We start from the raw sequence: 25,995 nt of genomic DNA on the forward strand, positions 1-25,995 counted from the left end.
GCCCCGACCCCGATCGGGGCATGTCGCTATCAGGGTTTGTGATGGCTCACAGGGACAAGATCAACAAGGTGTACGGTCGCGGTGACGGCATGCAAGCTGTCAGGTGATGCCATTGAATGAGCATCCCGAGCTTCAATCCCGGTCGGGACTGGTCAATATGAGGGAGCCGAATGATTCGTTTCGATAAGGTCAGCAAGGTATACAGCGGCGGTCATCAGGCGCTGCAGAAAGTCAGCTTCCATTTGCGCAAAGGAGAGATGGCCTTCCTGACCGGTCACTCCGGGGCAGGCAAGAGTACCCTGCTCAAGCTCATCAGCGTGATGGAGCGGCCGACCGATGGCCGGGTCTTCTTCCACGGGGATGATGTCAGCCAGATCAAGCGGGGCCAGATCCCCTATGTGCGTCGCCAGATCGGCATGATCTTCCAGGATCACCGGCTGCTGATGGACAGAACCGTGTTCGACAACGTGGCCCTGCCTCTGGTGATCGATGGCTACAGCCATGGGGACATCAACAAGCGGGTGGCGGCGGCACTGGACAAGGTGGGGCTGCTCGGCAAGGAGCGTTACCAGCCACGCATGCTCTCCGGTGGTGAGCAGCAGCGGGTCGGCATCGCTCGTGCCATCGTCAACAAGCCGCCACTGCTGCTGGCGGATGAGCCTACCGGCAACCTGGATCCCCAGCTCTCCATGGACATCATGCGACTGTTCGAGGAGTTCAACCGCTTCGGCGTCTCGGTGCTGATCGCCACCCATGACCTGGGCCTCATCGCCCGCATGCGCTATCGCACCCTGACCCTCAAGGCGGGTCGCATGTATTCGCAAGAGCAGGAGGAGGCGTGATGTCCATGAGCCGCCATGAACAACCCTGGTTAGTGGTCACTGTCTCACGAAACGGGGAGGGCTACTGATGGCCATCGTTCGTCATAAACAGCCGCTGTTGCGCCGCCTCGTCATGTACTGGGTGGATCACCTGCGTCAGGCGTTTGCCAGCATGGGTGAGCTGTGGCGCAATCCGCTCGCCTCCCTGATGACCCTGGCGGTGCTCGGGGTCAGCCTGGCGTTGCCCTCCTGTTTCCACGTGCTGCTGAAAAACGCCGAGATCGTGGAGGGCAGCTGGCAGACCAGTTCCCAGATCTCTCTCTATCTGCGCAAGGACTTGCCGGAGCAGAGCATCCTCGACATGAAGCAGCGCGTCCTGCTCTACCCCGAGGTGGAGTCCGTCACCTACATGAACCGGGATGAGGCGCTGAAGGAGTTTCGGGAGATCTCCGGCTTTGGCGATGCCCTCGACTACCTCGACAGCAACCCCTTGCCCCCTGTGCTCAGCGTGATCCCGGATCCCCGCTGGCAGAACCCGGAAGGGGCCGCCGAGCTGCTCGCCAAGCTGGAAAACGAACCAGGTGTCGAGCAGGGCAAGCTGGATCTGCAGTGGCTGACCCGGTTGCAGGGGATCATGAACCTGCTGCGCCATACCATCACCGGTATCGCCGTGTTGCTGCTCTCCGCCGTACTGCTGATTGTCGGCAACACCTTGCGGCTGAATATCCTCAACCAGCGATCCGAGATCGAAGTGCTCAAACTGGTGGGGGCGACCGATGCCTTTATCCATCGTCCCTTCCTCTATACCGGCATCTGGTTCGGGGTCATCGGCGGCATGCTGGCCTGGTGGCTGACCGAGGTAATGGTGATCTGGAGCGAGGGCGTGGTGAAGGAGCTGGCCGGTCTCTACAACAGCAATTTCCGGTTGGTGGGAATGGGGGCCATCGATGGCTTCAATCTGATACTGCTGGGGGCCTTGTTGGGGCTGATTGCGTCCTGGTTTTCGGTACACAGACACATTCGCGACATAGAACCCTCCTGATTGATTTACCAGCGATGCAAAGCGCTGGATTTTGAGAACTGGATCAAGTAAAAGAAGGGCCCGTTTCTGGCACGGGCCAGTTTCTCAGAGTAATCTGAATGATACCTGATCGCAGGATCTTATCTGAGTCCCGTGAACCTTTTGATTTATAAGCAGTCTATTAAGTGCGACAGAATGTATACGGGTATGGCCCCTCTGCCTTGCTCGTCTGACTTGGCAAGCATGTGAAGGTTGCGAGCTCCGCAACAATGGACTTAGCATGCTACTTTTCAGGGGTCCTTTACTGTGACCCCTTTTTTTTGATTGTTCATTTATGATTCATCCCCCAGTCCTAAGATAAGCCGGGTTCGCGCTGTGGCCGCCGATGTTTGATTCAGGCCCCAGAATGGCATCCGGTCAGTAGACAGACCCTCTCAGGGTGTTAGACTGATTCGATTGAAAAGTAAGAGGTAGAACATGGGAACTTCATTGCAACGCACTATGGCCCTGATCCCGCAAGGTAGTCTGGAAGGCTATATCCAGGCAGTTAACTCGATTCCTGTGCTGAGCGCAGAGGAAGAGCGTGAACTGGCGACGCGTTTGCAGCAGGGTGGCGATCTCGAGGCTGCCCGTCAGCTGGTCATGTCTCACCTGCGTTTTGTTGTTCACGTGGCCAAGAGCTATGCCGGCTATGGTCTGCCCCAGGCCGATCTGGTGCAGGAAGGCAATATCGGCCTGATGAAGGCCGTCAAGCGCTTCGACCCGAGTGTCGGCGTGCGTCTGGTCTCCTTCGCCGTGCACTGGATCAAGGCCGAGATCCACGAATATGTGCTGCGCAACTGGCGCATGGTCAAGGTGGCGACCACCAAGGCCCAGCGCAAGCTCTTCTTCAACCTGCGCAAATCCAAGAAGCGTCTGGGCTGGTTCAGCCACGATGAGGTGCAGGCCGTTGCCGCCGAGCTGGGCGTGTCTCCGTCCGACGTGACCGAGATGGAAGCGCGGATGAGCAACTATGATCAGGCCTTCGATCTGGTCGGCGACGATGAAGACGAGGGTGGCTTTGCCCCGGTTCACTATCTGGAAGACAAGTCTTCCGATCTTGCTGCCACCATCGAGAACGACAACTGGGACAACCACGCCACCCGTCGTCTGAGTGCGGCCATGGCGACCCTGGATGAGCGCAGTCAGCACATCATCCGTGCCCGTTGGCTGGATGAAGAGAGCAAGACCACGTTGCAGGAGCTGGCCGATACCTACGGCGTTTCCGCGGAACGGGTGCGTCAGCTCGAGAAGAACGCGCTCAAGAAGTTGAAAGATGCCATGGATGCCTGAGGGCACTCCCGAGACGAAGCAGGGCCTGATGGCCCTGTTTTTGTATCTGCGTTACCAGCTCGGATCAGTGGTGACGCGGTGCCCCCAATGGCCTTGAATGTGTTATGTTGCCGTCGTTAACACTCTAGGGAGAGTTGAAGTGAAACTGTTAAACGACTTGTTTACCAATAACCGCGAGTGGGCGGAGCAGATCAAGGCCGAGGATCCCGAGTTCTTCGCGACCCTTTCCGCCCAGCAGGCGCCTGAATATCTCTGGATCGGTTGCTCCGACAGCCGGGTGCCCGCGAACCAGCTGATGGGGCTGCTGCCGGGGGACGTGTTCGTTCACCGCAACGTCGCCAACCTGGTGGTACACACCGACTTCAACTGCCTCTCCGTGCTGCAATATGCGGTCGAGGTGCTCAAGGTGAAACACATCATCGTCTGCGGCCACTACGGTTGTGGCGGTGTGCTGGCCGCCATGAAGAACACCGAGCTGGGCCTCATCGACAACTGGTTGCGCAACATCAAGGATGTCTACTTCAAGTACCGCGAGCAGCTCGATGCCATCGAAGACGAGCACGAGCGCCACGACTACCTGTGCGAGCTGAACGTGGCCGAGCAGGTGGCCAACGTCTGCCACACCACCATCATCCAGAACGCCTGGCGCAAGGGGCAGGAGCTGGCGGTGCACGGCTGGATCTACGGGATCAAGGACGGCCTGCTGCACGATCTGGATCTCTGCATCAGCGGCCCGGATCAGATTGCCGACGTCTACCGCGCCTGGCCGGACACCCGTCCGCCCCGCCGCCGCTGAGGATCCCGTCTTTGGCTCCAGCCCTCTATCTGCAGATCAAGCAACATATCCTCGACGGGATCCGCGAACGCCACTATCAGGCGGGGGACAGGATCCCGACCGAGGCGGCCCTGTGCGAGCAGTTTGCCGTGAGCCGGATGACGGTCAACAAGGCACTGCGGGAGCTGGTGACCGAGGGCTGGCTGGTGCGTACCGCCGGTTCCGGCAGCTTCGTGGCGGACAGACGGACAGAATCCCCGCTGCTGGCCATTCGCAACATCGCCGACGAGATCACCGAGCGGGGCAGTCAGTACAGCGCCCGGGTCATTCGTCTGCAGCGCCAGGCTGCCGACGAGAAGGTGGCGGTACGGCTCGGTTTGCGGGTGGGGGCACCCACCTTCCACAGCCTCATTGTCCATCAGGCGGATGGGGAGCCGTTGCAGCTGGAGGAGCGCTTTGTCGATGCGGAGCGTCTGCCGGAGTATGGCGGTCAGGACTTCACTCGCCAGACCCCGAACAGCTATCTGATGGAAGTCTGCCCTCTCTCGGAGATGGAGCATGTGGTGGAGGCCGTGTTGCCGAGCGCCGGTGAAGCGGGATTGTTGCAGGTGCGGGTCGATACACCTTGTCTGCTGCTGCACAGGCGTACCTGGTCGGACGGTTATCTGGTTTCCTACGCCAGATTGCTGTCACCCGGCTCTCGCTACAAGTTGAGTTCAAAGACTCAACTCAGCTAGCTGTATATACAAATAGTGCTAAACAAGCCCACCCATCCGGTGGGCTTTTTTGTGCCTAAACTCTAATAAACAGGCTGTTATCAAGATGTGAAATAGATCCTATCTTTCTCTTTCGAGATCGGCTATAAATTATTGTATATACATTTGAGGTCGCTATGAACAAGGAACTGTTGAACTGCGAGCGGGTCTGGCTCAACGTGACGCCCGCCACCCTGCGCCCGGATCTGGCGGACTACGGCCTGCTGGAACCCCATGCCCTGGGGATCCATGACGGCAAGATCCATGCCCTGGTGCCCATGCAGGACCTTCCCCTCGTCAGCAAGGGGCCCTATCCGGCTCACTGGCGCGATATGAAGGGCCGACTGGTCACGCCGGGTCTCATCGATTGCCATACCCATCTCATCTTTGCCGGCAGTCGCGCCGAGGAGTTCGAGCTGCGCCAGCGGGGTGTGCCCTATGCCGAGATTGCCCGCAAGGGAGGCGGTATCCTCAGTACGGTGCGGGCCACCCGCGCCGCCAGCGAGGATCAGCTTTATGAGCTGGCACTGCCGAGGATCAAGTCCCTGATCCGGGAAGGGGTCACCACGGTGGAGATCAAGTCCGGCTATGGCCTCACCCTGGCGGATGAGCTCAAGATGCTGCGGGTTGCCCGCAGATTGGGGGAGTCGCAACCCATCCGGGTCAAGACCACCCTGCTGGCGGCCCATGCGGTGCCTCACGAGTATCGCGATGATCCCGACTCCTGGGTGGAGACCATCTGTCAGGAGATCATCCCGGCCGCTGCCGAGGCGGGGCTGGCGGATGCGGTGGATGTCTTCTGCGAGCATATCGGTTTCTCCCTTGCCCAGACCGAGCAGGTCTATCTGGCGGCCAATCAATACGATCTCGCGGTGAAGGGGCACATGGAGCAGCTCTCCAACCTGGGGGGCAGCACGCTCGCCGCCCACTTCGGCGCCCTCTCGGTGGATCATCTGGAGCATTTGGACTCTGCCGGGATCCAGGCGCTTGCCCACCGCGGGGTGGTCGCGACCCTGCTGCCCACTGCGTTCTACTTCCTCAAGGAGACCAAGCAGCCCCCCGTCGAGGCGCTGCGCCGGGCCGGGGTGCCCATGGCGGTCTCCTCCGATATCAACCCGGGCACGGCCCCCATCGTCTCTTTGCGCATGGCCATGAACATGGCGTGCACTCTGTTCGGTCTGACGCCGCTCGAAGCCATGGCCGGGGTGACCCGCCATGCAGCCAGGGCTCTCGGCGAGCAGGAGCGGCTGGGCCAGTTGAGAGTGGGCATGCAGGCCGATTTCCTCGTCTGGAACTGTGCCCACCCGGCGGAGATCAGCTATCTCGTCGGTGTCGATCAGCTGGTCTGCCGGGTATTCAACGGCGAGGAGACGCTTCATGGATAAGCACTATCCGGTCGACATGTCGGTCTGGCAGGGGCGTCAGGATCCGGAAGATGGCGAGCTGGCGCGACGCTGGCATGACAACGTCTTGCCTTGGCAAGAGGACGCCGCTCCCGGTGTGGCCCTGGTGGGTTTCGCCTGCGACGAAGGGGTGCGCCGCAACAAGGGGCGAGTGGGCGCCGCTGCTGCGCCTCAGGCTATCCGCAAGATGTTGGCCAACAGCGCCTGGCATCTGAGCCAACCGGTTTACGACAGCGGGGATCTGGCCTGTGAAGACGGCGATCTCGACGCCGCCCACGACCGGCTGGCAGAGCGGGTTGCCCGCCTGTTGGGTGAGGGACATTTTCCGTTGGTGCTCGGCGGGGGGCACGAGGTGGCCTTTGGCAGCTGGAGCGGCCTCAATCGTCATCTGGCACAACAGGGGCGAGTGGGGATCATCAACCTGGATGCTCACTTCGACCTGCGCATGAAAGGGGAGCAGGCGAGCTCCGGCACCCCCTTCTTCCAGATTGCCGAGCAGTGCGCCGCCCAGGGCACGGCATTCCACTACGCCTGCCTCGGAGTGGCGGAGACCGCCAACACGGCGGCGCTCTTTGCCAGAGCTCAGGCGTTGGGGGTCTGGCACGTGCTGGATGAGGCCATGACCCAAAGCGATCTGCCCGCACTGCTGAACGGGCTGGATGCCTTCATCGCCCGCTGCGATCACCTCTATCTCACCATCGATCTTGACGTGCTGCCCGGTGCCGTGATGCCGGGAGTGAGCGCTCCCGCTGCCCGTGGGGTCGAGCTGGCGGTCATCGAACCCCTGATCGCCCATATCCGGGTCAGCGGCAAGCTCAGGCTCGCCGATCTGGCCGAGTACAACCCTAGTCTGGATCAGGACAACCGCAGCGCCCGCGTGGCCGCGCGCCTGGTCCACCAGTTAACCAAGTAGCGATGCGCCGCATCGCCTGACCGTATCGATAAACAAGGAGTGTCTATGTCTGTACAACATCTGGATCCCCGCCACGATCCGAACCGCGTGATCCGCGCCCCGCGCGGCACCGAGCTGACCGCCAAGAGCTGGCTCACCGAGGCGCCCCTGCGGATGCTGATGAACAACCTGGATCCGGAAGTGGCCGAGCATCCCCAGTCTCTGGTGGTGTACGGTGGCATCGGCCGCGCCGCCCGCAACTGGGCCTGTTACGACAAGATCGTCGAGGTGCTGACCCGGCTGGAGGAGGATCAGACCCTGCTGGTGCAATCCGGCAAGCCGGTCGGGGTGTTCCAGACCCACAAGGACGCGCCCCGGGTGCTGATCGCCAACTCCAACCTGGTACCCCACTGGGCGAACTGGGAACACTTCAACGAGCTCGATAAGAAAGGCTTGATGATGTATGGCCAGATGACTGCCGGTTCCTGGATCTACATCGGCACCCAGGGCATAGTCCAGGGCACTTACGAGACCTTCTTCGCGGTGGCGAACCAGCACTTCGACGGCAAGCCGGCGGGCCGCTGGATCCTGACCGGTGGTCTCGGCGGCATGGGCGGCGCCCAGCCCCTGGCGGCCACCATGGCGGGTTTCTCCATGATTGCGGTGGAGTGCGACGAGACCCGCATCGATTTTCGCCTGAAGACCCGTTATGTGGACAAGAAGGCCCACAGCCTGGACGAGGCGCTGGCCATGGTCGAGGAGGCCAAACGCAGCGGCACTGCCGTCTCCGTCGGTCTGCTCGGCAATGCCGCCGATGTGTTCGCCGAGCTGGTGGCCCGTGGCATCACCCCGGACGTGGTGACCGACCAGACCTCCGCCCATGACCCCATTCACGGCTACCTGCCTCAGGGCTGGAGCGTTTCCCAGTGGCGTGAGCTGCAAAAAACCGCGCCCCAGGAGGTGAACCAGGCCGCCCGCCACTCCATGGCCCGTCAGGTCGAAGCCATGCTGACCCTGCAGGCCCGCGGTGCCGCGACGCTGGATTACGGCAACAATATCCGCCAGATGGCGCTGGAGGAGGGGGTGAAGAACGCCTTCGACTTCCCCGGCTTCGTGCCCGCCTATATTCGCCCGCTGTTCTGCGAAGGGATAGGCCCGTTCCGCTGGGTGGCCCTGTCCGGGGATCCGGAGGATATCTACAAGACGGATCAGAAGGTGAAAGAGTTGATCCCGGACGATCCTCATCTGCACAACTGGCTCGACATGGCCCGCGAGCGCATCGCCTTCCAGGGTCTGCCGGCACGGATCTGCTGGGTCGGGGTCAAGGATCGGGTGCGTCTCGGTCTTGCCTTCAACGAGATGGTGAAAAACGGCGAGCTGAAGGCCCCCGTGGTCATCGGTCGCGATCACCTGGACTCCGGCTCGGTGGCGAGCCCTAACCGTGAAACGGAATCCATGATGGATGGCTCGGATGCGGTTTCCGACTGGCCCTTGCTCAACGCCCTGCTCAATACCGCAGGCGGTGCGACCTGGGTCTCCCTGCACCACGGTGGTGGGGTGGGCATGGGCTTCTCCCAGCATTCCGGCGTGGTGATCGTCTGTGACGGCACGGATGATGCCGCCAAGCGGGTCGGCCGGGTGCTGCGCAACGATCCGGCTACCGGTGTGATGCGTCATGCGGATGCAGGCTACGAGATCGCCATCGATTGTGCCCATGAGGCGAAACTGGATCTGCCCATGCTGACTTCAGCTGGCAAAGGGGTGAAACAAGATGTTTGAACTCAATCTATTGCCCGGTGAGCTGACCCTCGCCACCCTGCGCCGCGTCAGCCGCGAGCCGGTTCATATCAGCCTGGATCCGTCCGCCAGACCCGCCATTGAAGCCTCGGCTGCGGTCGTGACCAAGGTGATCGAGCAAAACCGCGTGGTCTACGGCATCAACACCGGTTTCGGTCTGTTGGCGAACACCCGCATCCCGATGGAGCAGCTCGATGAGCTGCAACGCTCCATCGTGCTGTCCCACGCGGCGGGGATCGGCGAGTACATGGATGACGCCACCGTGCGGCTGATGATGGTGCTCAAGGTTAACTCCCTGGCGCGCGGCTTCTCCGGGATCCGGCTGGACGTGCTGCAGGCCCTGATGCGGCTCATCAATGCTGAGGTCTATCCCGTGGTGCCGAAGAAGGGTTCCGTTGGTGCCTCTGGCGATCTGGCTCCCCTGGCCCATATGAGCTGTCTGCTCATCGGTGAGGGCAAGGCCCGCCACAAGGGGGAGCTGCTGGATGCCGCTGCCGCGCTCAAGATTGCGGGGCTGTCACCCATCTCCCTGGCTCCCAAAGAGGGGCTGGCCCTGCTCAACGGCACCCAGGCCAGCACCGCCTTCGCGCTGGAGGGCTTGTTCCACGCCGAGGATCTCTACGCCGGCGCCATCACTATCGGTGCCATGAGCGTGGAAGCGGCGCTCGGCAGCCGCCGTCCGTTCGATGCCCGTATCCACGCGGTGCGCGGCCAGCGCGGTCAGATAGATGCGGCCGCCTGCTACCGCCACCTGCTGGTGGATGGCAGCGAGATCGGCATGTCCCACCACAACTGCGAGAAGGTGCAGGATCCCTACTCCCTGCGCTGCCAGCCCCAGGTGATGGGGGCCTGTCTGACCCAGATCCGTCAGGCTGCCGAGGTGCTGGTGTGCGAGGCGAATGCGGTCTCCGACAACCCTCTGGTGTTTGCCGATGACGAGGAGATCCTCTCCGGCGGCAACTTCCACGCAGAACCCGTGGCCTTCGCCGCCGACAACCTGGCACTGGCCATCGCCGAGATAGGATCGCTTTCCGAGCGGCGCATGGCGCTGCTGATCGATTCCCGCATGTCCGGTCTGCCGGCGTTTCTGGTCAACAACGGCGGGGTGAACTCGGGCTTCATGATTGCCCAGGTCACCTCGGCGGCGCTGGCCTCCGAGAACAAGACGCTCGCCCACCCGGCCTCGGTGGACAGCCTGCCCACCTCGGCGAACCAGGAGGATCACGTCTCCATGGCGACCTTCGCTGGTCGCCGTCTGGCGGACATGGCCGAGAACACCCGCGGCATCCTGGCCGTCGAACTGCTGGCGGCGGCCCAGGGGCTGGATTTCCGTGCGCCCCTGCGCAGCACCGAACTCATCGAACTGGCCAAGGGGCGCTTGCGTGCAGAAGTCAGCTTCTACGACAAGGACAGATACTTCGCTCCGGATATCGAAGCAGCCGCCGCCCTGCTGGGCCGTGCCAGCTATAACGATCTGATCCCGGCCGGCGTACTGCCCAGTCTCTAAGCTGCTTTTTCCCCCTTTCTTGATTGGAGAGGGGAAGAGAGCCCCATAACAAAAGACCGCCTCGAGGGCGGTCTTTTCATTGTTGGTCGGGTCAGCCCCGCTCGAACATCAGGAACAGGTAGACCACGAACAGCACCAGATGGGTGGCGCCATGGAGGGCATTGGTACGGCCGCTGCTGAAGGTGACCTTGCAGACCATAAGGGTGGTGATGAGCAGCACCATGTCGGCGGCAGAGAGGCCAAGGCGGACCTCCTGATCTATCAGGGTACCGATGAACAGCACGGAGGGCACGGTGAGCGCTATGGTAGCCAACACGGAACCGAAGTAGAGGTTCATGGCGCGCTGCAACTGGTTGTTGAAGGCGGCCTTGATGGCGCCAACGGCCTCGGGGGCCAGCACGATACAGGCGACGATGAAGCCCCCCAACGCGGCTGGCGCATCCATCACATGGACCCCGTGATTGATGGGAATGGCGAGGGTCTTGGCCAGCAGGATCACCACCACCAGATAGGCGAGCAGCAGCAGGGTGTGGTAGACGTTGCTCTGCAGCGGGCCGTGGTGTTCTTCGTGATCCTCGTGATCGCTGTCGACGAAGAAGTGGCTGTGGCTGCGGGTCTGGATCAGCAGGAAGACGCCGTAGAGCAGGATGGAGATGATGATCAGCATCCAGGACATGGCGCGGGACATGCTGCCAAGGTTGCCCCCTTCGGTGAAGTTCGGCAGCACCAGACAGAGCAGCGCCAGAGGGATGATGGCCACCAGGTAGGATTTCACACCGTCGAGGTTGAAGCTCTGGGTGTGGTAGCGCCAGCCTCCGAACAGCAGGGTGAAACCCACCAGGCCGTTGGTGACCAGCATCACCACGGCGAACATGGTGTCTCGCGCCATCTCGGGGTTGGGTTTGCCGGTCAGCATGACGGAGGAGATCATCACCACTTCGAGGGAGATGACCGACAGGGTCAGGATCAGGGTGCCAAAGGGTTCGCCCAGCTTGATGGCCAGGGCATCGGAGTGTCGCACGACGGAGAAGATGGCCCAGGTGACGATGGCGAGCAGGGCCAGGGAGACCGGCAGATAGATGGCAAGGGGAGTGGCCTCCGTCAGCAGATCGCTGCCTTGTGTCTTGAAGAATAGCAGGGTCAGCAGGCTGACGGGCAGGGCAAGCTCTTGCCGGATAAATGACTTCATAGGCGGTAGTTCTCATCTCGGGTCGGCGGTGACCGACGGGGACAGGACAGTCCGTCATGGACCATGGCGAATTCGCACATGATAAGGGTAGTTGCCGGCAGGACGCAGCATTTTTCCCGCGGGATCTGTGCAAAATCCGCTGGTGGGCATGCGTTGCGGCGTATCCGCGGGTGGGCAACAAAGTGGCGCTATCCCGCAGCCAGGAGGACAGTGTCGTTACTAGGGGGCAAATGGAGAGTTGATGGGGGCGGGGAGGACTCATTACCGCAAGCTGAGTCGAGAAGTGAGGCGTTTCACATCAACCTGCTTGAACATGGAGGCGCAACATCAAGGCGGCTCACCCTGGTTCATTAGTTGTTTCAATTTGATAAATGCAAAAAATCTTTGAGTGTTTAATTGCTAAGTCATTGATAAATTATGGTTTAGTCGCATTTAGTGGTTAAGATTCAATCGTGAACCTGTCATAAGTGACAATTGTCCAGCTTATCCGAACTGGTTTAGAGTAGCCCCGCGGTTTGACTCACCGTGTGTTCAATACTCCTGTATCTATTTTTGTCAGTAGCACAGAGTGTTAGTTTTGATATTGAGTGTTTCTTTTGGTCCCCTCTGCGGGACCATTTTTCTGCCCGCTTTTCCCCTCTCATCCGTCTGCTGTCTGGCCTGCACCGTCAACGCTCGTCTCCTTGCCGCCATTTAATTACGAAGCGGGATCTTCATCCATAGGCGGGTTTTGGCCAAGGCTGATACCATGATGCCCTAATGGATGCCGTCGGCTACGGAAAGACACATGAAACTGACCACTCAACTCGTCTCTTTTATTACGCTGTGCGTGATCCTGGCCATGACCATGGTGCTGCTCGGCGGGGTGTTCAGCTTTCGTCAGATGGGGATGGAGCTGCAGCAGAACCGGGTCGATTCCCTGGTGGAGATCATCGACAAGCAGGTGGGGGCCGCCGACGATCCCCAGGATCTGGCCCGCTGGCTGCCCTCCCTGCTGCGTGCCTCCCACGTGGTCGAGCTGGAGATCCGCCAGGACAAGCAGCGGGTCTACTGGTTTCGCGATGTGCAACAGCAGACCGACGAGAGCCTGCTGATCCCCTACAGCAAGGCGATCCCCCATCAGAGCGGCATGCGGGCCGAGTTCAAGCTGGAGCGGCCGTTCAAGGAGTTTGAATACTCCATGCAGGCCATGTCCGGTATCTCCCTCGGGGTGACCATAGTCGTGTTCGGGCTCTGGTACTCCATTCGCTGGCTGCGGCTGCAACTGCGCGGGGCCGAGCTCCTGGCCGAGCGGGCTCAGCTTATTCTGGATGGCAAACTCGGCAAGCTGGCTCACGATCCGGCCGACGAGTGGCCCGTCTCCGCCAGCCAGGCACTCAATCATCTGCTGGCGGAGCTGGCCGATGCCCGCAAGGAGCGCAGCCGCTTCGACAACTTCATCCGCAGCAATGCCTTCGTCGACAAGGTGACCGGCATCGGCAACCGCCTGTTCTTCGACAACCGGATGGAGAGCGCCATCATGGAGGCGAGCGTGATCAGCGGTGGTGTCATGCTGATCGAACTGGCCGGGCTGGAGGAGCTGGATCCCGAGCTGACGGGGCGCCCCAGCCAGGAGCTGCTGATGGAAGCGAGCGCCTCCATCGGTACCTTCGTGCGCAAGCACAGCGGCGCTCTTCAGGCCCGCTATGCCGGCCAGGTGTTCGCCGTGCTGTTGCCCAACATGTCAGAGAGCGAGATGGTCGATGGCGCCGGCCAGCTGCTCAAGAGCCTGCAGCGTCTGCATTGGCCGGAAGCGGTCAACGTCGAAACCGCCATTTATCTCGGTGCGGTCTGCTATCAGGCACAGGATTCACTGCTCAAGGTGCAGGAAGAAGCAGAACTGGCGCTCAAGAGCGCTCGTTTGCAGGGCCACAGCGGCTGGTTCCTGTTCGAGAAATCCCTGGATGAGGAGGGGAGCAGCAAGGGGACGGTACGCTGGCGGACCCTGATCACCCGCCGCATCGAGGAGCAGGGGATCCACTTCTATCTGCAACCTGTCCAGCAGGAGCAGGATCAGGTGATCTTGCAGCAGGAACTGCTGATCCGCATCCAGGATGAACATGAGCGGGAGCTGCAGGCCGGGGTCTTCATGCCGATGGCGGAGAAAGCCGGGCTGCTGTTGCCGCTGGACAAACTGGTGGTCGCCCGCACCCTGCGTCTGCTTCGCCAGCGCCCGGAAGGCGGTTGCCCCATCAGCCTCTCCCTCTGTGCCCAGAGCCTGCTCAACCGGGAGTTCCAGCGCGAGCTCTTCTTCGACCTGTTCCAGCTGCCGCGCAGCACCAACCAGACCCTGGTGTTGCAGTTGTCGGAGGCCCAGGTGACCCGTCACTACGAGGCCCTCAAGCGACCGCTGCGGGCACTGCGCATGCTGGGTTGCCAGCTGGCCATCGATCATGCGGGCCAGGATGTGGTGAGCACCCAATACATCAAGGAGTTCGAGATCAACTTCCTCAGGCTGCACCCCAGCCTGGTGCGGGAGATCCACCTGCGTCAGGTCAACCAGATGGCGGTGCGCAGCCTGGTGGGGGGCTGTGCCAATACCCAGACCCGGGTGATTGCGGTGGGGGTGGAGAGCGGCGACGAGTGGAAGATGTTGCGCCACCTTGGCGTGCATGCGGGGCAGGGACCCTGGTTCGCCGAGCCCAGCCGGTTGCCGGCGGAGGCCGCCAGCGTCTGAACTGTCTCGGCGGCGTTACCTTCTCAAGGGCCCGCTATGTCTGGGGCCCCCTTCAGAGGCGGCCCTGCTCTCTCAGGCCTGCCAGCCCCTGCAGACCGCCGGTGTGGATGAAGACGATCTCGCTGCCACGGGGAATGTGACCCGCCGCCAGCTCCCGAAACAGCCCCCAGATCGCCTTGCCGCTGTAGATGGGTTCCAGCGGCAGGCCGGTCTGGGCACCGAATGCCTGCACCCACTGCCACATCTCCCGGCTGAATCTGGCATAGCCTCCGTCGTGGTGATCCAGTGCGATGCGCCAGCCCGGGGTGCTGGCGGCCGGGGGATGAAGCCGGCACACCTCGTCATGAATGAAGGCGCCGCCCTTGAGCACGGCGATGGCCAGTATCTGTTCCGCCTCCCGTTTGCCCGCAACCAGCCCCGCGAGGGTACCGCCACTGGCGCAGGGCAATACCCAGAGATCCGGCGAGAAGGGCACCTCGGCCACCAGTTCGGCCACGCCGGGAATGGCCAGGGGGCTACTTCCCCCTTCGGGGACAATCAGGGTATCTTGGGTCTCAAACTGAGCCAGCCACTCGGGGTCCTGGCGTCGCCGGTAGCTCTGTCGGTCCACGAACTGAAGGGTCATGCCCCACTCGCTGGCGGCTCGAAGGGTGGAGTTGCTGACTGAGTCGGCTTCACCGCGTATGATGCCCGTGGTGCGCAGTCCGGCGCGGTGGCCCGCTGCCGCCAGTGCATGGATGTGATTGGAGTAGGCGCCACCAAACGAGAGCAGGTGGTGCTTCCCCTCCCGCTTTGCCTGCAACAGATGGTATTTGAGCTTTCTCCATTTGTTGCCGGAGAGGGTCGGGTGGATGAGATCGTCCCGTTTGCACCAGAGCCTGACCCCGTGGGCATCCAGCAAGGGATGCTGGACGGGGTACAGAGGGGAGGGGATGAGGGGCGCCTCGGTCTGGGGCAGCGCAGTGCCCTGCCATGCATCATCTTTCATAAATATGGAAGCTAATAGCCTGTTTATGTTAAGGTTTAATCCGTTTCACGCAGCCAGGACCGGTCTCGATGAAATCACTTTTCCGTCGTTCGCTTCCTAGCCATCAGGTCGGACTCCTGTTGGCCAGCGATCGCATCCTGCTGGCCTGTGTGGAGCCACGCCCTCTCTTCATCAGCCGTGCCATCAATGGCCCCCACGAGTGGGCCCAGGCCATGAGCGAGTTGTTCGGCCAGCATGGGCTGGCCAAGTCTAAGGTGCGGGTGGCGCTGGCCGCCAGCCTTTATCAACAGATCCAGATAGACAAACCCGCCGTGCCCGATGCCGAGATGGCGGGGGCCCTGCCCTGGGCCATCAAGGATTTCGTCAACGAACCCGTGCTCCAGCTTGCCATGGACTATGTGGACCTGCCGACCCCGCCGGCCGGCCGGCCCAGGGTCAACGTGATCTGCCTGCCCAAGAGCCGGGTGCAACAGTTGGCGGATGCCGTCAACGGGGTGGCGCGGCTGGACGCCATCGTCAGCGACGAGCTGGCCATGACGGCCCTGTACGAGGCGGATCAGACGGTGCGTATCCTGCTCTGGCAGCCAAAGGGTCAGGATCTGCAACTGCTGGTGTTTCATCAGGGGGGGCTCTGCTTCTCGCGCCAGTTGCGCGGCTTCGGCAGCCTCACCGGCGGCCAGGAGCCGGATCCCGATCTGCTCGATGGGTTGGCCCTCGAGATCCAGCGCTCCATCGACTATCTCGCCGGTCAGCTCAAGCTGCCTGAGCCTGGCCAGATGCAGCTCGCCATCGCCTCCTCCTCCATCGGCCATCTGGTGCGTCATCTGGAACAGGCCTTCGGCTTCCCGGTGTCTGCCATGGCCAACAAGGCGGTCCTTGCCGGGGTTGAGTACCTCTCGGCCTACGGTGCCGCCCTGGGAGGTGAGCGATGATGCAGACTGTCAATTTGTCGATCCTGAACGGCACATGCCCGTCCGGAGTTGAGTCTCTTTCGACTTGTGGCGCCGTCCTGGGCAGGAGCGAATGATGAAGCGTCATATCAACCTATACGGGGCCGAGTTCAGGCCCAAGCGCCAGTGGGCCAGCCTCAACCAGATGGCCCTGGCCTGGGGCAGTGCCTTGCTGCTGCTGCTCGTCGTCGCCGCCTTCTATGGCTGGCAGCAACAGGGGGTCAGCCGCGAGCTGGGACAACTGCGGGTGGTGCTCGACGTCAAGCGTGGTGAAGCCCAGCGCCTGGACGCCGAGCTTGCCCGTCATCAGGCCGATACCCAGTTGCAACAACAGCTGATCAGCCGGCAGGAGGAACTGAGCGCCAGGCAGGGGCTGATGCAGCAGCTTGGCAACCTCTCCTTGCAAAAATCCCAGGGTTACGCCGGCTTGATGGCGGATCTCGCCCGCCTGCGGGATGCCCGTCTCTCCCTGCAACGGATCGAGATAAGCGAGGGGCACATCAACCTCTCCGGTTTCGCCGAACGCAGTCAGGATGTGCCCGCCTGGGTGAACCGTTTCAAACAGACGCCGTCCCTGGCGGGCAAGCAGTTCGGTGAGCTGACCCTGAGCCGGGACAAGGAGGGCCAACTGGCCTTCCAGCTCAGCGGCATCGAGCAGGAGAAGCCCTGATGGAGTTGAAAGCACAGTGGCAGGCATGGGCCCAGAAAGTGGCCGCCCTCAGCCTGCGAGAGCGGGTGCTGATCCTGCTGACCGGCCTGGTGCTGGTCGGGGCCATCGGGGTCTACGGCTGGCTGGATGCGGCCGACACCCGACTGAGCCAGGATCGCGCCGCCCTGACCGCCGCCCAGCGGGATCTGGAGATCCTCGACCTCGAGAATCAGGGCAAGCAGGCCAGGCTGGCACGGGATCCCAATGCCCAGGTGCGTGAGCAGCTGGTGCGGGTAGACGCGGATCTCGCCAGGCTGGATGCCGAGCTCAAGGCCCAGACGGTGGATCTGATCCCGGCCCGGGAGATGCCCGCCGTGCTGGAGGCCCTGCTGTCCCGCTCCGCCAACCTGCACATGCTGTCCCTGACCTCGCTCAAACCCGAGCCCCTGATGGCGGGAGAGCAGAAGGTCAACCTGTTCAGACACGGGATCCGTCTCCAGCTGGAGGGGGGTTACTTCGATGTCTACCAGTATCTGAAGGCGCTGGAGGCATTGCCCCGTCACTTCTATTGGCAGAGGTTCGACTACAGGGTGGAGGAACACCCCAAGGCCGCGGTGATGATGGAGATCTACACCCTCAGCACCAGCAAGGAGTTTATCCGTGGCTAACATGCTGATAAATAAAAATAATATTCCATGGATGTCAGGCTCGGCCTGGTGTCTGCTGTGGACCTGCCTGCTGAGCCCCCTGGCCCAGGCCGAGGTATTGCAGGATCCGACGGCCCCGCTGGCGGGGATGAGTGCCGGCAAGGGGGCGAACCCGTCCGCTACGGCCGGCGTGCCGAGGCTGCAGAGCATCATCATCGGCAACGGCCCCGCCCTCGCGGTGATCAATGGCCAGAGCTACCGGGTCGGTCAGCGGATAGAGGGCTACCAGCTGGTCGCCATCAGCGCCGATGCCGTGGTATTGGAGAAGGGTGGCAAGCGTCAGTCGCTGACCCTGTTTGGTAGCAAGATACGGATGTAAATCGGCACCGTGCGGGATGTCACGGGCCGGGTTTGTCGAGTTTAATTGCGAGTCAGGTGCGCTAATTACATGAAAAAACACCATTTCTGTCTGCTTCCCCTCGCGTTGGCGGTAGCGGGTTGCACAACCTACAAGCACCCTGAGCCGGTGCAGGCCAAGGATGCCCTCAAGCAGGCCATGGCGGAGCAGGCTCCGACCACCCCTCTGACGACCTTGCCCCCTTCGGTGCAAAGCGAGCTGCTGCAGCTCAATCGCCCCCAGCAGCCGATGGCCATCCCCGAGAAACGGCTGCGGATCGCGGCCCATGACGTGGATGCGGTCGAGTTCTTCGGCTCCCTGTTCAAGGGCTCCCGCTACAGCGTGGCGGTGCATCCCGGGGTGGCAGGTTCCATCTCGGTGGAGCTCAAGGACGTGACCCTGCAGGAGGCCCTCGCCACCGTGGGGGACATGTACGGCTTCGATGTGCAGCGCAAGGGCAACGTGTTCCACATCTATCCCGCCGGTCTGCGCACCGAGACCATCCCGGTCAACTACCTGATGATGGCCCGCCGCGGCCTCTCCCGCACCTCGGTCAGCACCGGCGGCGTGACCGCGAACGACAACAACAATAACGGCAATAACAACAACTTCGACAACGGCCTGAACAACAGCGGCAACAACAACTTCGGCTCCTCCGACAACGGTGACAACAACACCAACAGCAACGGCACCCGGATCGAGACGGACAGCAACAACGATTACTGGACCGATCTGCGGGACTCCCTGCAGACCCTGGTCGGCAACGGTGAAGGCCGGGCCATCATCACCAGCCCTCAGGCCGGTCTGGTGACGGTGCGGGCTTACCCCAAGGAGCTCAAGGCGGTGCGCGAGTTCCTCGAGCAATCCGGTGAACACCTCAAGCGCCAGGTGGTGCTGGAGGCGCGGATCCTCGAGGTCTCCCTCAACGAAGGGTATGAGCAGGGGGTAGACTGGAGCGGCCTCTCCGCCAGCTGGGATGGCGGCAAGGGGATCACCGGCGGCGGTTCCCTGCTGAAAAGCCCCATCGCCAGCACCCCGAACCAGATCTTCCGGGCTCTGGGCGGCGGTGCCGGCTTCACCATCTCGGATGGCAACTTCAACGTGGCGGTCAGCCTGCTCAAGACCCAGGGGGACGTGAACACGCTCTCCAGCCCCCGGGTGACCGCGACCAACAACCAGAAGGCGGTGATCAAGGTGGGGACGGATGAATACTTCGTCACCAACGCCTCCACCACCACCACCACCTCGGGCAACTCCGCGCCCATCGTCACCCCCAACGTGGAGCTGACCCCCTTCTTCTCCGGCATCGCCCTGGACGTGACGCCGCAGATCGATGAGGCGGGCCGGGTGTTGCTGCACATCCATCCCTCGGTCATCGACACCGAGGAGCAGAGCAAGACCATCAACGTCGGCACCGCCGCTCCTCTGGTGCTGCCGCTGGCCAAGAGCTCCATCCGCGAGTCGGATACCGTGGTGCAGGCCAACAATGGCGACATCGTCGTTATCGGCGGCCTGATGAAGACCGACAAGCAGGAGATCGTCAGCAAGGTGCCCCTGCTCGGCGACATCCCCTGGGTCGGTGAAGCCTTCACCAACCGCCGCGAGAGCACCAAGAAGGTGGAGCTGGTGATCATGCTCAAGCCTACCGTGGTGGAGAAGGGCACCTGGCAGAACGAGTTGCAGCGCTCCTCCGAACTGCTCGACAAGTGGTACCCGCCCAAGGGCTAAGCCATGAGAGTGCAGCGACTCGCTTCCTCTGCCTCCCGGCCCCGGGAGGCCTCATGTACCTGAGCCACTTCGGCCTGCGGGGGAATTCCTTTGGCCTGAGCCGCGCTGGCCGTGAAGGGTGCGGGGAGGCCTCATGTACCTGAGCCACTTCGGCCTGCGGGAGGCGCCCTTCGCCCTCACCCCGAACACCAGCCTTTACTACGGCCTGCCACCCCATGAAGAGGCTCTGCAGGTGCTGAACTGGGCGCTGGCCCAGGGGGAAGGGTTCATCAAGGTGACCGGCGAGGTGGGCACCGGCAAGACACTGCTGTGCCGCAAGTTGCTGACCGAGCTCGGCTCGGAGACGCGCCCCGTGCGTCTGGCCTGGCTGCCAAACCCCCACCTCAGCCCCGCCGAGCTGCGCATCGCCCTGGCGCTGGAGCTGGGTCTGGCGGTACGGGATGGCAGCGAGCTGGATCTCACCGATCGCATCCATCGCCATCTCATCGCTCTGCACCAGCAGGGTCAGCGGGTGGTGGTGCTGCTCGACGAGGCCCAGGCCTTGCCGGACGACACCCTGGAGGCGATCCGGCTGTTCGGCAACCTGGAGACGGAGTCCTGCAAGTTGCTGCAGATCGTGCTGTTCGGCCAGCCCGAGCTGGATGCCCGCCTGGCCAAGCCCCATCTGCGCCAGCTGCGCCAGCGCATCGGCTTCTCCTACTGCCTGCGGGCCCTGCGCCTCGACGAGACCCGTGCCTATGTGGAGCATCGACTGCACGCCGCCGGTTATCGCGGGGCATTCCTCTTCGGTCGGCGCGCCCTGCGTCTGCTGTGGCGAGCGTCCCGCGGGGTGCCGCGCCTCATCAACGTGCTGGCCCAGAAGTGCCTGATGCTGGCCTATGGCCGGGGTGAGCGGCAGATAGGCGGCAAGCTGATGCGCCTCGCCATCCGGGATACCGAGGATGCCAGCCACTTTTCATTCATCCGCTGGTGGCCGCTGCTGTTGCTGCTGGGCGGAGCCCTGGCTTATGGAGTCTGGTCATGAGCGTGATCAATCAGATGCTCAAGGATCTGGAGCAGCGTCAACCGGGGGAGGGAACCGCCGTCTATGTGGCGCCCCCTCGCCAGCAAGGCTGGTGGATGCTGGGATTGACCCTGATGTGCGGACTGGCACTCGGGATCCTTGGCTGGCGCACCTGGATCTACTGGCAGCAGAGCCATCAGGCAGAGACTCCCACTGCCATGGCCGCCATTTCACAGCCAGTCAACGCAGTGGAATCTTCACCGGCAGTATCTTCCGCTGCCAAAATGCAGGCCGATGTACCGGTGTCGGCAGCCGCCAGCACGGCTGAAGCGCCGGAGGCAGAAGGGGAACCAGACGCCCCGGCTGCCCTGGCGCTGGCCACGACTCGAAGCGACATGGACGAGGCCGACGGGGAGGCGCTTCCCCCGGCGGATGAGGGGATCGACCCCAGCGGGGATGCACTGCTGGCCGAGGGCGAGACGGTGCCTAGCGACGAAGAGTTGCAACCGGATCTGCAGGCCGAACTCGCGGCCGAGCGGGAGGCGGCGGCTCCGCCCCGCAAGCCCGGGGTGCTCAGGATTGAACAGGTGGACCTCTCCGAGCCGGAGCTGGCGACCCTGGCCGAGCGCAAGGCCACCACGGCCATGGCCAAGGGGGATATGCGGGCGGCGCAGGACAACTACTACCAGGTGCTGGTGCACGATCCCCACAACCAGGGGGCCCGCGAACAGCTGGCGGCGCTGCTCTACGGGGAGGGGCGTCTGAACGAGGCGAACCAGGTGCTGGAAGAGGGGCTGAGACTGGAGCCGCGGCAGGCCGATTTTCGCCTGCTGCTGGCGCGGGTGGCCATCAGCGCCGGGGATCGCCGGAAGGCGCTGGACTGGCTGGCCGGTTATCAGCCGGATCTTGCCGCCAACCTCGACTACTACGCCACCTGGGCCGGCTTGACCCAGGAGCTGGGACAGAATGCCCAGGCGGCGGATCTCTACGTCAAGTTGCTGCGTCAGCAGCCGGATCAGGGCCGCTGGTGGCTCGGTCTCGGCGTGGCGGAGGATGGCCAGGGCCATCGCCAGCAGGCGCTGGATGCCTATCGCAATGCCCAGCTGCACGGCAACCTCGGCGAAGCCTCCAGCCAGTGGCTGGATCAGCGCATCGCCCAACTCGCCCCCTGAGGGGCAGTGTTCACTTTTTCGGAGTAGCCATGGCACAACCCAGACTGAAAATGCGGCTCGGCGACCTGCTGGTGCAAGAGCAGATCATCTCCGATGACCAGCTCCAGCTCGCCCTGCAGCAGCAGCGGCAGACCGGCCGCAAGCTGGGGACCACCCTCATCGATCTTGGCTTCATCAGCGAGGTGCAGTTGCTGCAATTCCTCGCCCGCCAGCTGGATGTGCCCTTCTTCGACCTCAACAATCTCACCATAGACGCGGCCGCCGTGGCCCTGTTGCCCGAGGTGCAGGCCCGTCGCTACCGGGCGCTGGCGGTGAACCAGAGCGATGACAAGGTGACGGTGGCCATGTCGGATCCCGCCGACCTCAGCGCTCTCGACGCCATCGCCGCCCTGCTGAGCCCGCGGGAACTGGTGCTGGCGGTGGCGCGGGAAGGCCAGCTGCTGGAGTATTTCGACCGCCTCTATCGGCGCACCCGGGAGATTGAAAACTTCGCGGTGCAGCTGCACGAGGAGCATCAGGATACCGGCTTCGAGCTCGGGGCCAGCAACCTCAACGGCGGGGCCGACGAGGGGGAGGCGACGGTGGCCAAGCTTTTGCGCTCCTTGTTCGAGGACGCGGTGCAGGTCGGGGCATCGGACATCCATATCGAGCCGGACGAGAAGGTGCTGCGCATCCGCCAGCGGATCGACGGCATCTTGCACGAGAACGTGCTGAACGAGGTGCGCATCGCCCAGGCGCTGGTGCTGCGCCTCAAGCTGGTAGCCGGGCTCGACATCTCCGAGAAACGGCTGCCCCAGGATGGCCGCTTCAACATGAAGGTGCGCGGGCGCGACGTGGACGTGCGGATGTCGACCATGCCGGTGCAGTACGGGGAATCCGTGGTGATGCGTCTGCTGGATCAATCCTCCGGCATCTTGTCGCTGGCGGATACCGGCATGCCGCCGGCGATCCTGACCCGCTTCCGGCGTCAGCTCAAACGCCCCCACGGCATGATCCTGGTGACGGGCCCCACGGGGAGCGGCAAGACCACCACCCTGTATGGCGCCCTCTCCGAACTCAATCAGGCCAGCCACAAGATCATCACGGTGGAAGACCCGGTGGAATACCGGTTGCCACGCATCAACCAGGTGCAGGTCAACGCCAAGATCGGCCTCACCTTCTCCCAGGTGCTGCGCTCCACCCTGCGCCAGGATCCGGACATCCTGCTGGTGGGGGAGATGCGGGACAACGAGACGGTGGAGATCGGTCTGCGCGGTGCCATAACCGGTCACCTGGTGCTGACCACCCTGCACACCAACGACGCGGTGACCAGTGCCCTGCGCCTCATCGACATGGGAGCCCCCGGCTATCTGGTGGCGAGTGCGCTGCGGGCCGTGGTAGCCCAGCGTCTGGTGCGGCGGGTGTGCGAGCACTGCGTCGAGGTGAGCGCGCCGGACGAGGGGCAGGCCACCTGGCTCTCCGTGCTCTCCGGCGAGGCGCCGGGCCAGCATGTCTATCACAAGGGGCGTGGCTGCCAGAGTTGCAACTTCACCGGTTATTCCGGCCGGATCGGCGTCTACGAGTTGCTGGAGCTGGATCAACCCATGATGGATGCCCTGCGCCGCAACGATGCGGAGGGCTTCGCCCGGGCGGCGCGCGAACACGAACACTACCGGCCCCTGGCCCTGACGGCACTGGACTACGCCCGCGAGGGGATCACCTCGGTGGACGAGGTGCTCAGGCTCGCGGAGGATCTGGGCTAAGCCATGAGCAGCTTCAACTACAAGGGACGCGACAGTCAGGGCAATGCCGTCAGCGGCAGCCTGGAGGCGGCGAGCGAGATGGCGGCTGCCGAGCAGCTGATGCGCCGTGGCGTGATGCCGACCGAGCTCAAACCCGGCAGGGCGAAATCCGCCAGCATCGACTGGTCCCTGCTGCTGGAAGGCAGCGTCAAGCTCGAAGAGCTGGTGGTGTTCAGCCGCCAGATGTACGCCCTGACCCGGGCCGGCATCCCCATACTGCGGGCCATCGCCGGGCTGGAGGAGAGCACCCACAGCAAGCCGCTGAAGCGGGCGTTGCACGCGCTGGGGGAAGATCTCGGCAACGGACGCCCCCTGTCGAGCGCCATGCAATCCCATCCCAAGGTGTTCAGCAGCCTGTTTGTCTCCATCATCCACGTGGGGGAGAACACGGGTCAGCTGGAAGAGGCCTTCCTGCAGCTCGCCAACTATTTCGATCTGGAGCTGGAGACCCGCAAGCGGATCAAGACCGCCATGCGCTATCCCAGCTTCGTGATGGCCGCCATCGCCATCGCCATGGTGATCCTCAACATCATGGTGATCCCGGTGTTCGCCGGCATGTTTGCCAAGTTCGGGGTGGAGCTGCCGCTGGCAACCCGGATCCTGCTCGCCACCTCCCACTTCTTCGTTCATTACTGGTGGCTGCTGCTCGCCATCCTGGCGGGCGCCGTCATCGGCTGGCGGCGCTGGGTCGCCACGACCCGGGGCAAGCTGACCTGGCACAGATGGCAGCTGCGCCTGCCCATCGTCGGCACCATCATAGAACGCTCCCTGCTGGCGCGCTTCGCCCGCAGCTTCTCCATGATGCTCAAGGCCGGGGTGCCGCTGAACCAGGCGCTGACCCTGGTGGCGGATGCGGTGGACAACGCCTGGATGGCGGACCGGATCCGCGACATGCGTGCCGGGATCGAGCGGGGGGAGAGCCTGCTGCGCACCGCCGGTGGCAGCGGCCTGTTTACCCCATTGGTGATGCAGATGATCGCGGTGGGGGAGGAGACGGGCCAGGTGGACGATCTGCTGCACGAGGCGGCGGAATACTACGAGCGGGAGGTGGACTACGACCTCAAGAGCCTCACCGCCCGCATCGAACCCATCCTGATCGGCATCGTCGCCGTCATGGTGCTGGTGCTGGCGCTCGGTATCTTTACGCCCATGTGGGACATGATGCGGGCGGTGCGCGGCCAATCATGAGCCACCTGATAACGCCATTTAGTGATTCCCTGCGTAGGGAGATTGAGCTTTAACAGTCCCATGTCGGAGAGACAAGGATGAGCAGACAGTCCGAACAGGATGAGCGCTGGCTGGGAGGATATCGGCGGCTGACCGCCGTGATCCTGCTGTTGGTCATCATCGCCACCCTGGCCATGAGCTATCGCAGCCACAGGGAACAGGCGCTGGCGGTGAGCGTGACGCTGCTGGGGGAGCAATTTGCCGAGCGAGTCCAGCGTCTGCACGGGCGCTGGCTCGATGAGCGACGACCCGAAGTGTTGCATGCCGAGGGGGTCGCCTGGCAGTTCGATGAGCGGGGCTGGCCCCTCGGGGTATTGCCGCTGCAATCCCCATCTGATGATTGTCGTCAGCTGTGGTTGACCCTGATCGGTGATGGGGGGCAGAACCTGCCGCCGCTGGAAGCCCTGGTCAGCCGGGATGGGAGAGGCTGTGAATACGGCTGGGAAACCCAACGGCTGCACTACCGGTTCGGGGATGGGCGGGTGCAACTGCTGCCCTGAGCCAGATGACACTTAACCTGTGACATGATTTTTTTCTAACCGCATGAAATAATGCGGACAATGACGGAGGCAGCATGGCAGCAACAAGAGTGATATCCGGCCGCGGACCCGGCCAGATGGCGGGTTTTTCCCTGATCGAACTGGTGATCGTCATCGTGATCCTGGGGATCCTGGCGGTCACCGCATTGCCCCGTTTCCTCGACGTCACCGACGAGGCGAAGAAGGCCAGCGTGGAGGGGGTATCCGGCGGTTTCGCGACCGGGGTGTCGCTGGTGCGCGCCCAGTGGGAAGCGGAAGGGCGCGCCAAGCAGGACGGTCTCAATACCGTACTCTACGACGGGTCGCGTTTCTATTTAACGACGCCAACCGACACTCAGGTCAATAACGGTGAGCTCTCCCCGGGGTATCCTATGGACACGTCTGCGAGCGGCAATGCCGATGTAAATCCGGCCAATCTGACGGCCCAGCGCTGTCTCTATATTTGGGAGGGATTGCTGCAAAATCCTCCCAAGGCGACTGCCAGCTTCGATGAAGTGCGCGGTAGCGGCAATGACCTGAAGTTTTATGCAACGGTGAGCAGCAACGGACTGGATTCGGTTTGCCGTTACTATCTGGTCAACAGCCTGAGCAAAGGCAGTGATGGACGCTATCAAGACCCGCAAGGGAGCACGAGTGAGTTCATGAGTTTCAGTTATCGCCCGGCCTCCGGCCAGGTCATTACCAATATCAATTGATTAACCGAGGA

General features: G+C 62.8%; 23 protein-coding genes. 21 read left to right on the forward strand and 2 right to left on the reverse strand.

Annotated elements, in window-relative coordinates; genetic code table 11:
* The first annotated feature begins 170 nt into the window (after window positions 1-170).
* The 9 genes from ftsE (at window position 171) to hutH (ending at window position 10,303) form a co-directional block, all read left to right on the forward strand.
* Window positions 171-842, forward strand: coding sequence for a cell division ATP-binding protein FtsE (ftsE, locus tag VZC39_RS01525; protein WP_434665168.1), 672 nt, complete (start codon window positions 171-173; stop codon window positions 840-842).
* Window positions 843-909: 67 nt separating this feature from the next.
* On the forward strand, window positions 910-1,863 hold the full coding sequence (gene ftsX, locus VZC39_RS01530; RefSeq protein WP_349920684.1) for a permease-like cell division protein FtsX: 954 nt from the start codon (window positions 910-912) through the stop codon (window positions 1,861-1,863).
* Between the two features lie 456 nt (window positions 1,864-2,319).
* A complete protein-coding gene (rpoH, locus tag VZC39_RS01535) occupies window positions 2,320-3,174 on the forward strand; it encodes an RNA polymerase sigma factor RpoH (protein WP_349920685.1) in 855 nt (284 codons plus the stop codon).
* 139 nt (window positions 3,175-3,313) lie between these two features.
* A complete protein-coding gene (gene can / locus VZC39_RS01540; RefSeq protein WP_349920686.1) occupies window positions 3,314-3,970 on the forward strand; it encodes a carbonate dehydratase in 657 nt (218 codons plus the stop codon).
* An 11-nt stretch (window positions 3,971-3,981) separates the two neighbouring features.
* The gene (gene hutC / locus VZC39_RS01545) at window positions 3,982-4,686 is read left to right on the forward strand and encodes a histidine utilization repressor (protein ID WP_349920687.1); all 705 of its coding nucleotides are present in this window, start codon (window positions 3,982-3,984) and stop codon (window positions 4,684-4,686) included.
* 155 nt (window positions 4,687-4,841) lie between these two features.
* Window positions 4,842-6,089 carry an imidazolonepropionase gene (gene hutI, locus VZC39_RS01550; protein WP_349920688.1) on the forward strand — a complete coding sequence of 416 codons (1,248 nt, stop codon included), beginning with the start codon at window positions 4,842-4,844 and terminating at the stop codon, window positions 6,087-6,089.
* A complete protein-coding gene (gene hutG / locus VZC39_RS01555; protein ID WP_434665173.1) occupies window positions 6,082-7,020 on the forward strand; it encodes a formimidoylglutamase in 939 nt (312 codons plus the stop codon). Before hutI ends, hutG begins: the two co-directional genes overlap by 8 nt.
* Window positions 7,021-7,065: 45 nt before the next feature.
* Complete coding sequence (gene hutU, locus VZC39_RS01560; protein ID WP_434665175.1) at window positions 7,066-8,778, forward strand: urocanate hydratase; 1,713 nt, start codon at window positions 7,066-7,068, stop codon at window positions 8,776-8,778.
* Window positions 8,771-10,303, forward strand: coding sequence for a histidine ammonia-lyase (hutH, locus tag VZC39_RS01565; protein ID WP_434665177.1), 1,533 nt, complete (start codon window positions 8,771-8,773; stop codon window positions 10,301-10,303). Before hutU ends, hutH begins: the two co-directional genes overlap by 8 nt.
* Window positions 10,304-10,394: 91 nt before the next feature.
* Here the strand turns inward: hutH and VZC39_RS01570 are convergent, their stop codons facing one another.
* Window positions 10,395-11,492, reverse strand: a complete 1,098-nt coding sequence (locus VZC39_RS01570) for a calcium:proton antiporter (RefSeq protein WP_434665179.1) — start codon at window positions 11,490-11,492, stop codon at window positions 10,395-10,397.
* A gap of 787 nt (window positions 11,493-12,279) precedes the next feature.
* Here VZC39_RS01570 and VZC39_RS01575 point away from each other — a divergent pair.
* The gene (locus VZC39_RS01575; protein ID WP_434665182.1) at window positions 12,280-14,208 is read left to right on the forward strand and encodes an EAL domain-containing protein; all 1,929 of its coding nucleotides are present in this window, start codon (window positions 12,280-12,282) and stop codon (window positions 14,206-14,208) included.
* A gap of 52 nt (window positions 14,209-14,260) precedes the next feature.
* Here the strand turns inward: VZC39_RS01575 and VZC39_RS01580 are convergent, their stop codons facing one another.
* The gene (locus tag VZC39_RS01580; RefSeq protein ID WP_434665185.1) at window positions 14,261-15,196 is read right to left on the reverse strand and encodes a 1-aminocyclopropane-1-carboxylate deaminase/D-cysteine desulfhydrase; all 936 of its coding nucleotides are present in this window, start codon (window positions 15,194-15,196) and stop codon (window positions 14,261-14,263) included.
* Between the two features lie 68 nt (window positions 15,197-15,264).
* Between VZC39_RS01580 and VZC39_RS01585 the strand changes: the two genes are divergently transcribed.
* The 11 genes from VZC39_RS01585 to VZC39_RS01635 all read left to right on the forward strand — a co-directional run bounded on the left by VZC39_RS01585 (window position 15,265) and on the right by VZC39_RS01635 (window position 25,984).
* On the forward strand, window positions 15,265-16,128 hold the full coding sequence (locus VZC39_RS01585) for an MSHA biogenesis protein MshI (RefSeq protein ID WP_434665187.1): 864 nt from the start codon (window positions 15,265-15,267) through the stop codon (window positions 16,126-16,128).
* A 94-nt stretch (window positions 16,129-16,222) separates the two neighbouring features.
* Entirely contained in the window at window positions 16,223-16,816 is a 594-nt protein-coding gene (locus VZC39_RS01590) for a PilN domain-containing protein (protein WP_434665189.1), read from the forward strand.
* A complete protein-coding gene (locus tag VZC39_RS01595; RefSeq protein WP_434665191.1) occupies window positions 16,816-17,463 on the forward strand; it encodes an MSHA biogenesis protein MshJ in 648 nt (215 codons plus the stop codon). Before VZC39_RS01590 ends, VZC39_RS01595 begins: the two co-directional genes overlap by 1 nt.
* Before the next feature lies 1 nt (window position 17,464).
* Entirely contained in the window at window positions 17,465-17,821 is a 357-nt protein-coding gene (locus VZC39_RS01600; protein WP_434668298.1) for a SctD/MshK family protein, read from the forward strand.
* A 69-nt stretch (window positions 17,822-17,890) separates the two neighbouring features.
* The gene (gene mshL / locus VZC39_RS01605; protein ID WP_349920698.1) at window positions 17,891-19,567 is read left to right on the forward strand and encodes a pilus (MSHA type) biogenesis protein MshL; all 1,677 of its coding nucleotides are present in this window, start codon (window positions 17,891-17,893) and stop codon (window positions 19,565-19,567) included.
* Between the two features lie 133 nt (window positions 19,568-19,700).
* Complete coding sequence (locus tag VZC39_RS01610) at window positions 19,701-20,591, forward strand: ExeA family protein (protein ID WP_434665194.1); 891 nt, start codon at window positions 19,701-19,703, stop codon at window positions 20,589-20,591.
* Window positions 20,588-21,742, forward strand: coding sequence for a tetratricopeptide repeat protein (locus VZC39_RS01615; protein WP_434665197.1), 1,155 nt, complete (start codon window positions 20,588-20,590; stop codon window positions 21,740-21,742). The genes VZC39_RS01610 and VZC39_RS01615 overlap by 4 nt, the downstream gene beginning before the upstream one ends.
* 29 nt (window positions 21,743-21,771) lie before the next feature.
* The gene (mshE, locus tag VZC39_RS01620) at window positions 21,772-23,484 is read left to right on the forward strand and encodes an MSHA fimbrial ATPase MshE (protein WP_434665200.1); all 1,713 of its coding nucleotides are present in this window, start codon (window positions 21,772-21,774) and stop codon (window positions 23,482-23,484) included.
* A 3-nt stretch (window positions 23,485-23,487) separates the two neighbouring features.
* Window positions 23,488-24,711 (forward strand): type II secretion system F family protein, encoded by a 1,224-nt coding sequence (locus VZC39_RS01625; protein WP_434665202.1) that lies wholly within the window; start codon window positions 23,488-23,490, stop codon window positions 24,709-24,711.
* 77 nt (window positions 24,712-24,788) lie between these two features.
* On the forward strand, window positions 24,789-25,250 hold the full coding sequence (locus VZC39_RS01630; RefSeq protein ID WP_434665204.1) for a hypothetical protein: 462 nt from the start codon (window positions 24,789-24,791) through the stop codon (window positions 25,248-25,250).
* A 74-nt stretch (window positions 25,251-25,324) separates the two neighbouring features.
* Complete coding sequence (locus VZC39_RS01635; RefSeq protein ID WP_349920704.1) at window positions 25,325-25,984, forward strand: type II secretion system protein; 660 nt, start codon at window positions 25,325-25,327, stop codon at window positions 25,982-25,984.
* Window positions 25,985-25,995: the final 11 nt, after the last annotated feature.

The organism is Aeromonas sp. NJAU223 (assembly GCF_051125555.1).
Taxonomy (GTDB): Bacteria; Pseudomonadota; Gammaproteobacteria; order Enterobacterales; family Aeromonadaceae; genus Aeromonas; species Aeromonas veronii_G.

Excerpts from the sequence above, each read along its gene's own strand:
- ftsE (WP_434665168.1), top strand. The coding sequence starts at position 171 with ATGATTCGTTTCGATAAGGTCAGCAAGGTATACAGCGGCGGTCATCAG.
- ftsX (WP_349920684.1), top strand. The coding sequence starts at position 910 with ATGGCCATCGTTCGTCATAAACAGCCGCTGTTGCGCCGCCTCGTCATG.
- rpoH (WP_349920685.1), top strand. The coding sequence starts at position 2,320 with ATGGGAACTTCATTGCAACGCACTATGGCCCTGATCCCGCAAGGTAGT.
- hutI (WP_349920688.1), top strand. The coding sequence starts at position 4,842 with ATGAACAAGGAACTGTTGAACTGCGAGCGGGTCTGGCTCAACGTGACG.
- hutG (WP_434665173.1), top strand. The coding sequence starts at position 6,082 with ATGGATAAGCACTATCCGGTCGACATGTCGGTCTGGCAGGGGCGTCAG.
- hutU (WP_434665175.1), top strand. The coding sequence starts at position 7,066 with ATGTCTGTACAACATCTGGATCCCCGCCACGATCCGAACCGCGTGATC.
- hutH (WP_434665177.1), top strand. The coding sequence starts at position 8,771 with ATGTTTGAACTCAATCTATTGCCCGGTGAGCTGACCCTCGCCACCCTG.
- VZC39_RS01570 (WP_434665179.1), bottom strand. The coding sequence starts at position 11,492 with ATGAAGTCATTTATCCGGCAAGAGCTTGCCCTGCCCGTCAGCCTGCTG.
- VZC39_RS01575 (WP_434665182.1), top strand. The coding sequence starts at position 12,280 with ATGAAACTGACCACTCAACTCGTCTCTTTTATTACGCTGTGCGTGATC.
- VZC39_RS01580 (WP_434665185.1), bottom strand. The coding sequence starts at position 15,196 with ATGAAAGATGATGCATGGCAGGGCACTGCGCTGCCCCAGACCGAGGCG.
- VZC39_RS01585 (WP_434665187.1), top strand. The coding sequence starts at position 15,265 with ATGAAATCACTTTTCCGTCGTTCGCTTCCTAGCCATCAGGTCGGACTC.
- VZC39_RS01590 (WP_434665189.1), top strand. The coding sequence starts at position 16,223 with ATGAAGCGTCATATCAACCTATACGGGGCCGAGTTCAGGCCCAAGCGC.
- VZC39_RS01595 (WP_434665191.1), top strand. The coding sequence starts at position 16,816 with ATGGAGTTGAAAGCACAGTGGCAGGCATGGGCCCAGAAAGTGGCCGCC.
- VZC39_RS01600 (WP_434668298.1), top strand. The coding sequence starts at position 17,465 with ATGCTGATAAATAAAAATAATATTCCATGGATGTCAGGCTCGGCCTGG.
- mshL (WP_349920698.1), top strand. The coding sequence starts at position 17,891 with ATGAAAAAACACCATTTCTGTCTGCTTCCCCTCGCGTTGGCGGTAGCG.
- VZC39_RS01610 (WP_434665194.1), top strand. The coding sequence starts at position 19,701 with ATGTACCTGAGCCACTTCGGCCTGCGGGAGGCGCCCTTCGCCCTCACC.
- VZC39_RS01615 (WP_434665197.1), top strand. The coding sequence starts at position 20,588 with ATGAGCGTGATCAATCAGATGCTCAAGGATCTGGAGCAGCGTCAACCG.
- mshE (WP_434665200.1), top strand. The coding sequence starts at position 21,772 with ATGGCACAACCCAGACTGAAAATGCGGCTCGGCGACCTGCTGGTGCAA.
- VZC39_RS01625 (WP_434665202.1), top strand. The coding sequence starts at position 23,488 with ATGAGCAGCTTCAACTACAAGGGACGCGACAGTCAGGGCAATGCCGTC.
- VZC39_RS01630 (WP_434665204.1), top strand. The coding sequence starts at position 24,789 with ATGAGCAGACAGTCCGAACAGGATGAGCGCTGGCTGGGAGGATATCGG.
- VZC39_RS01635 (WP_349920704.1), top strand. The coding sequence starts at position 25,325 with ATGGCAGCAACAAGAGTGATATCCGGCCGCGGACCCGGCCAGATGGCG.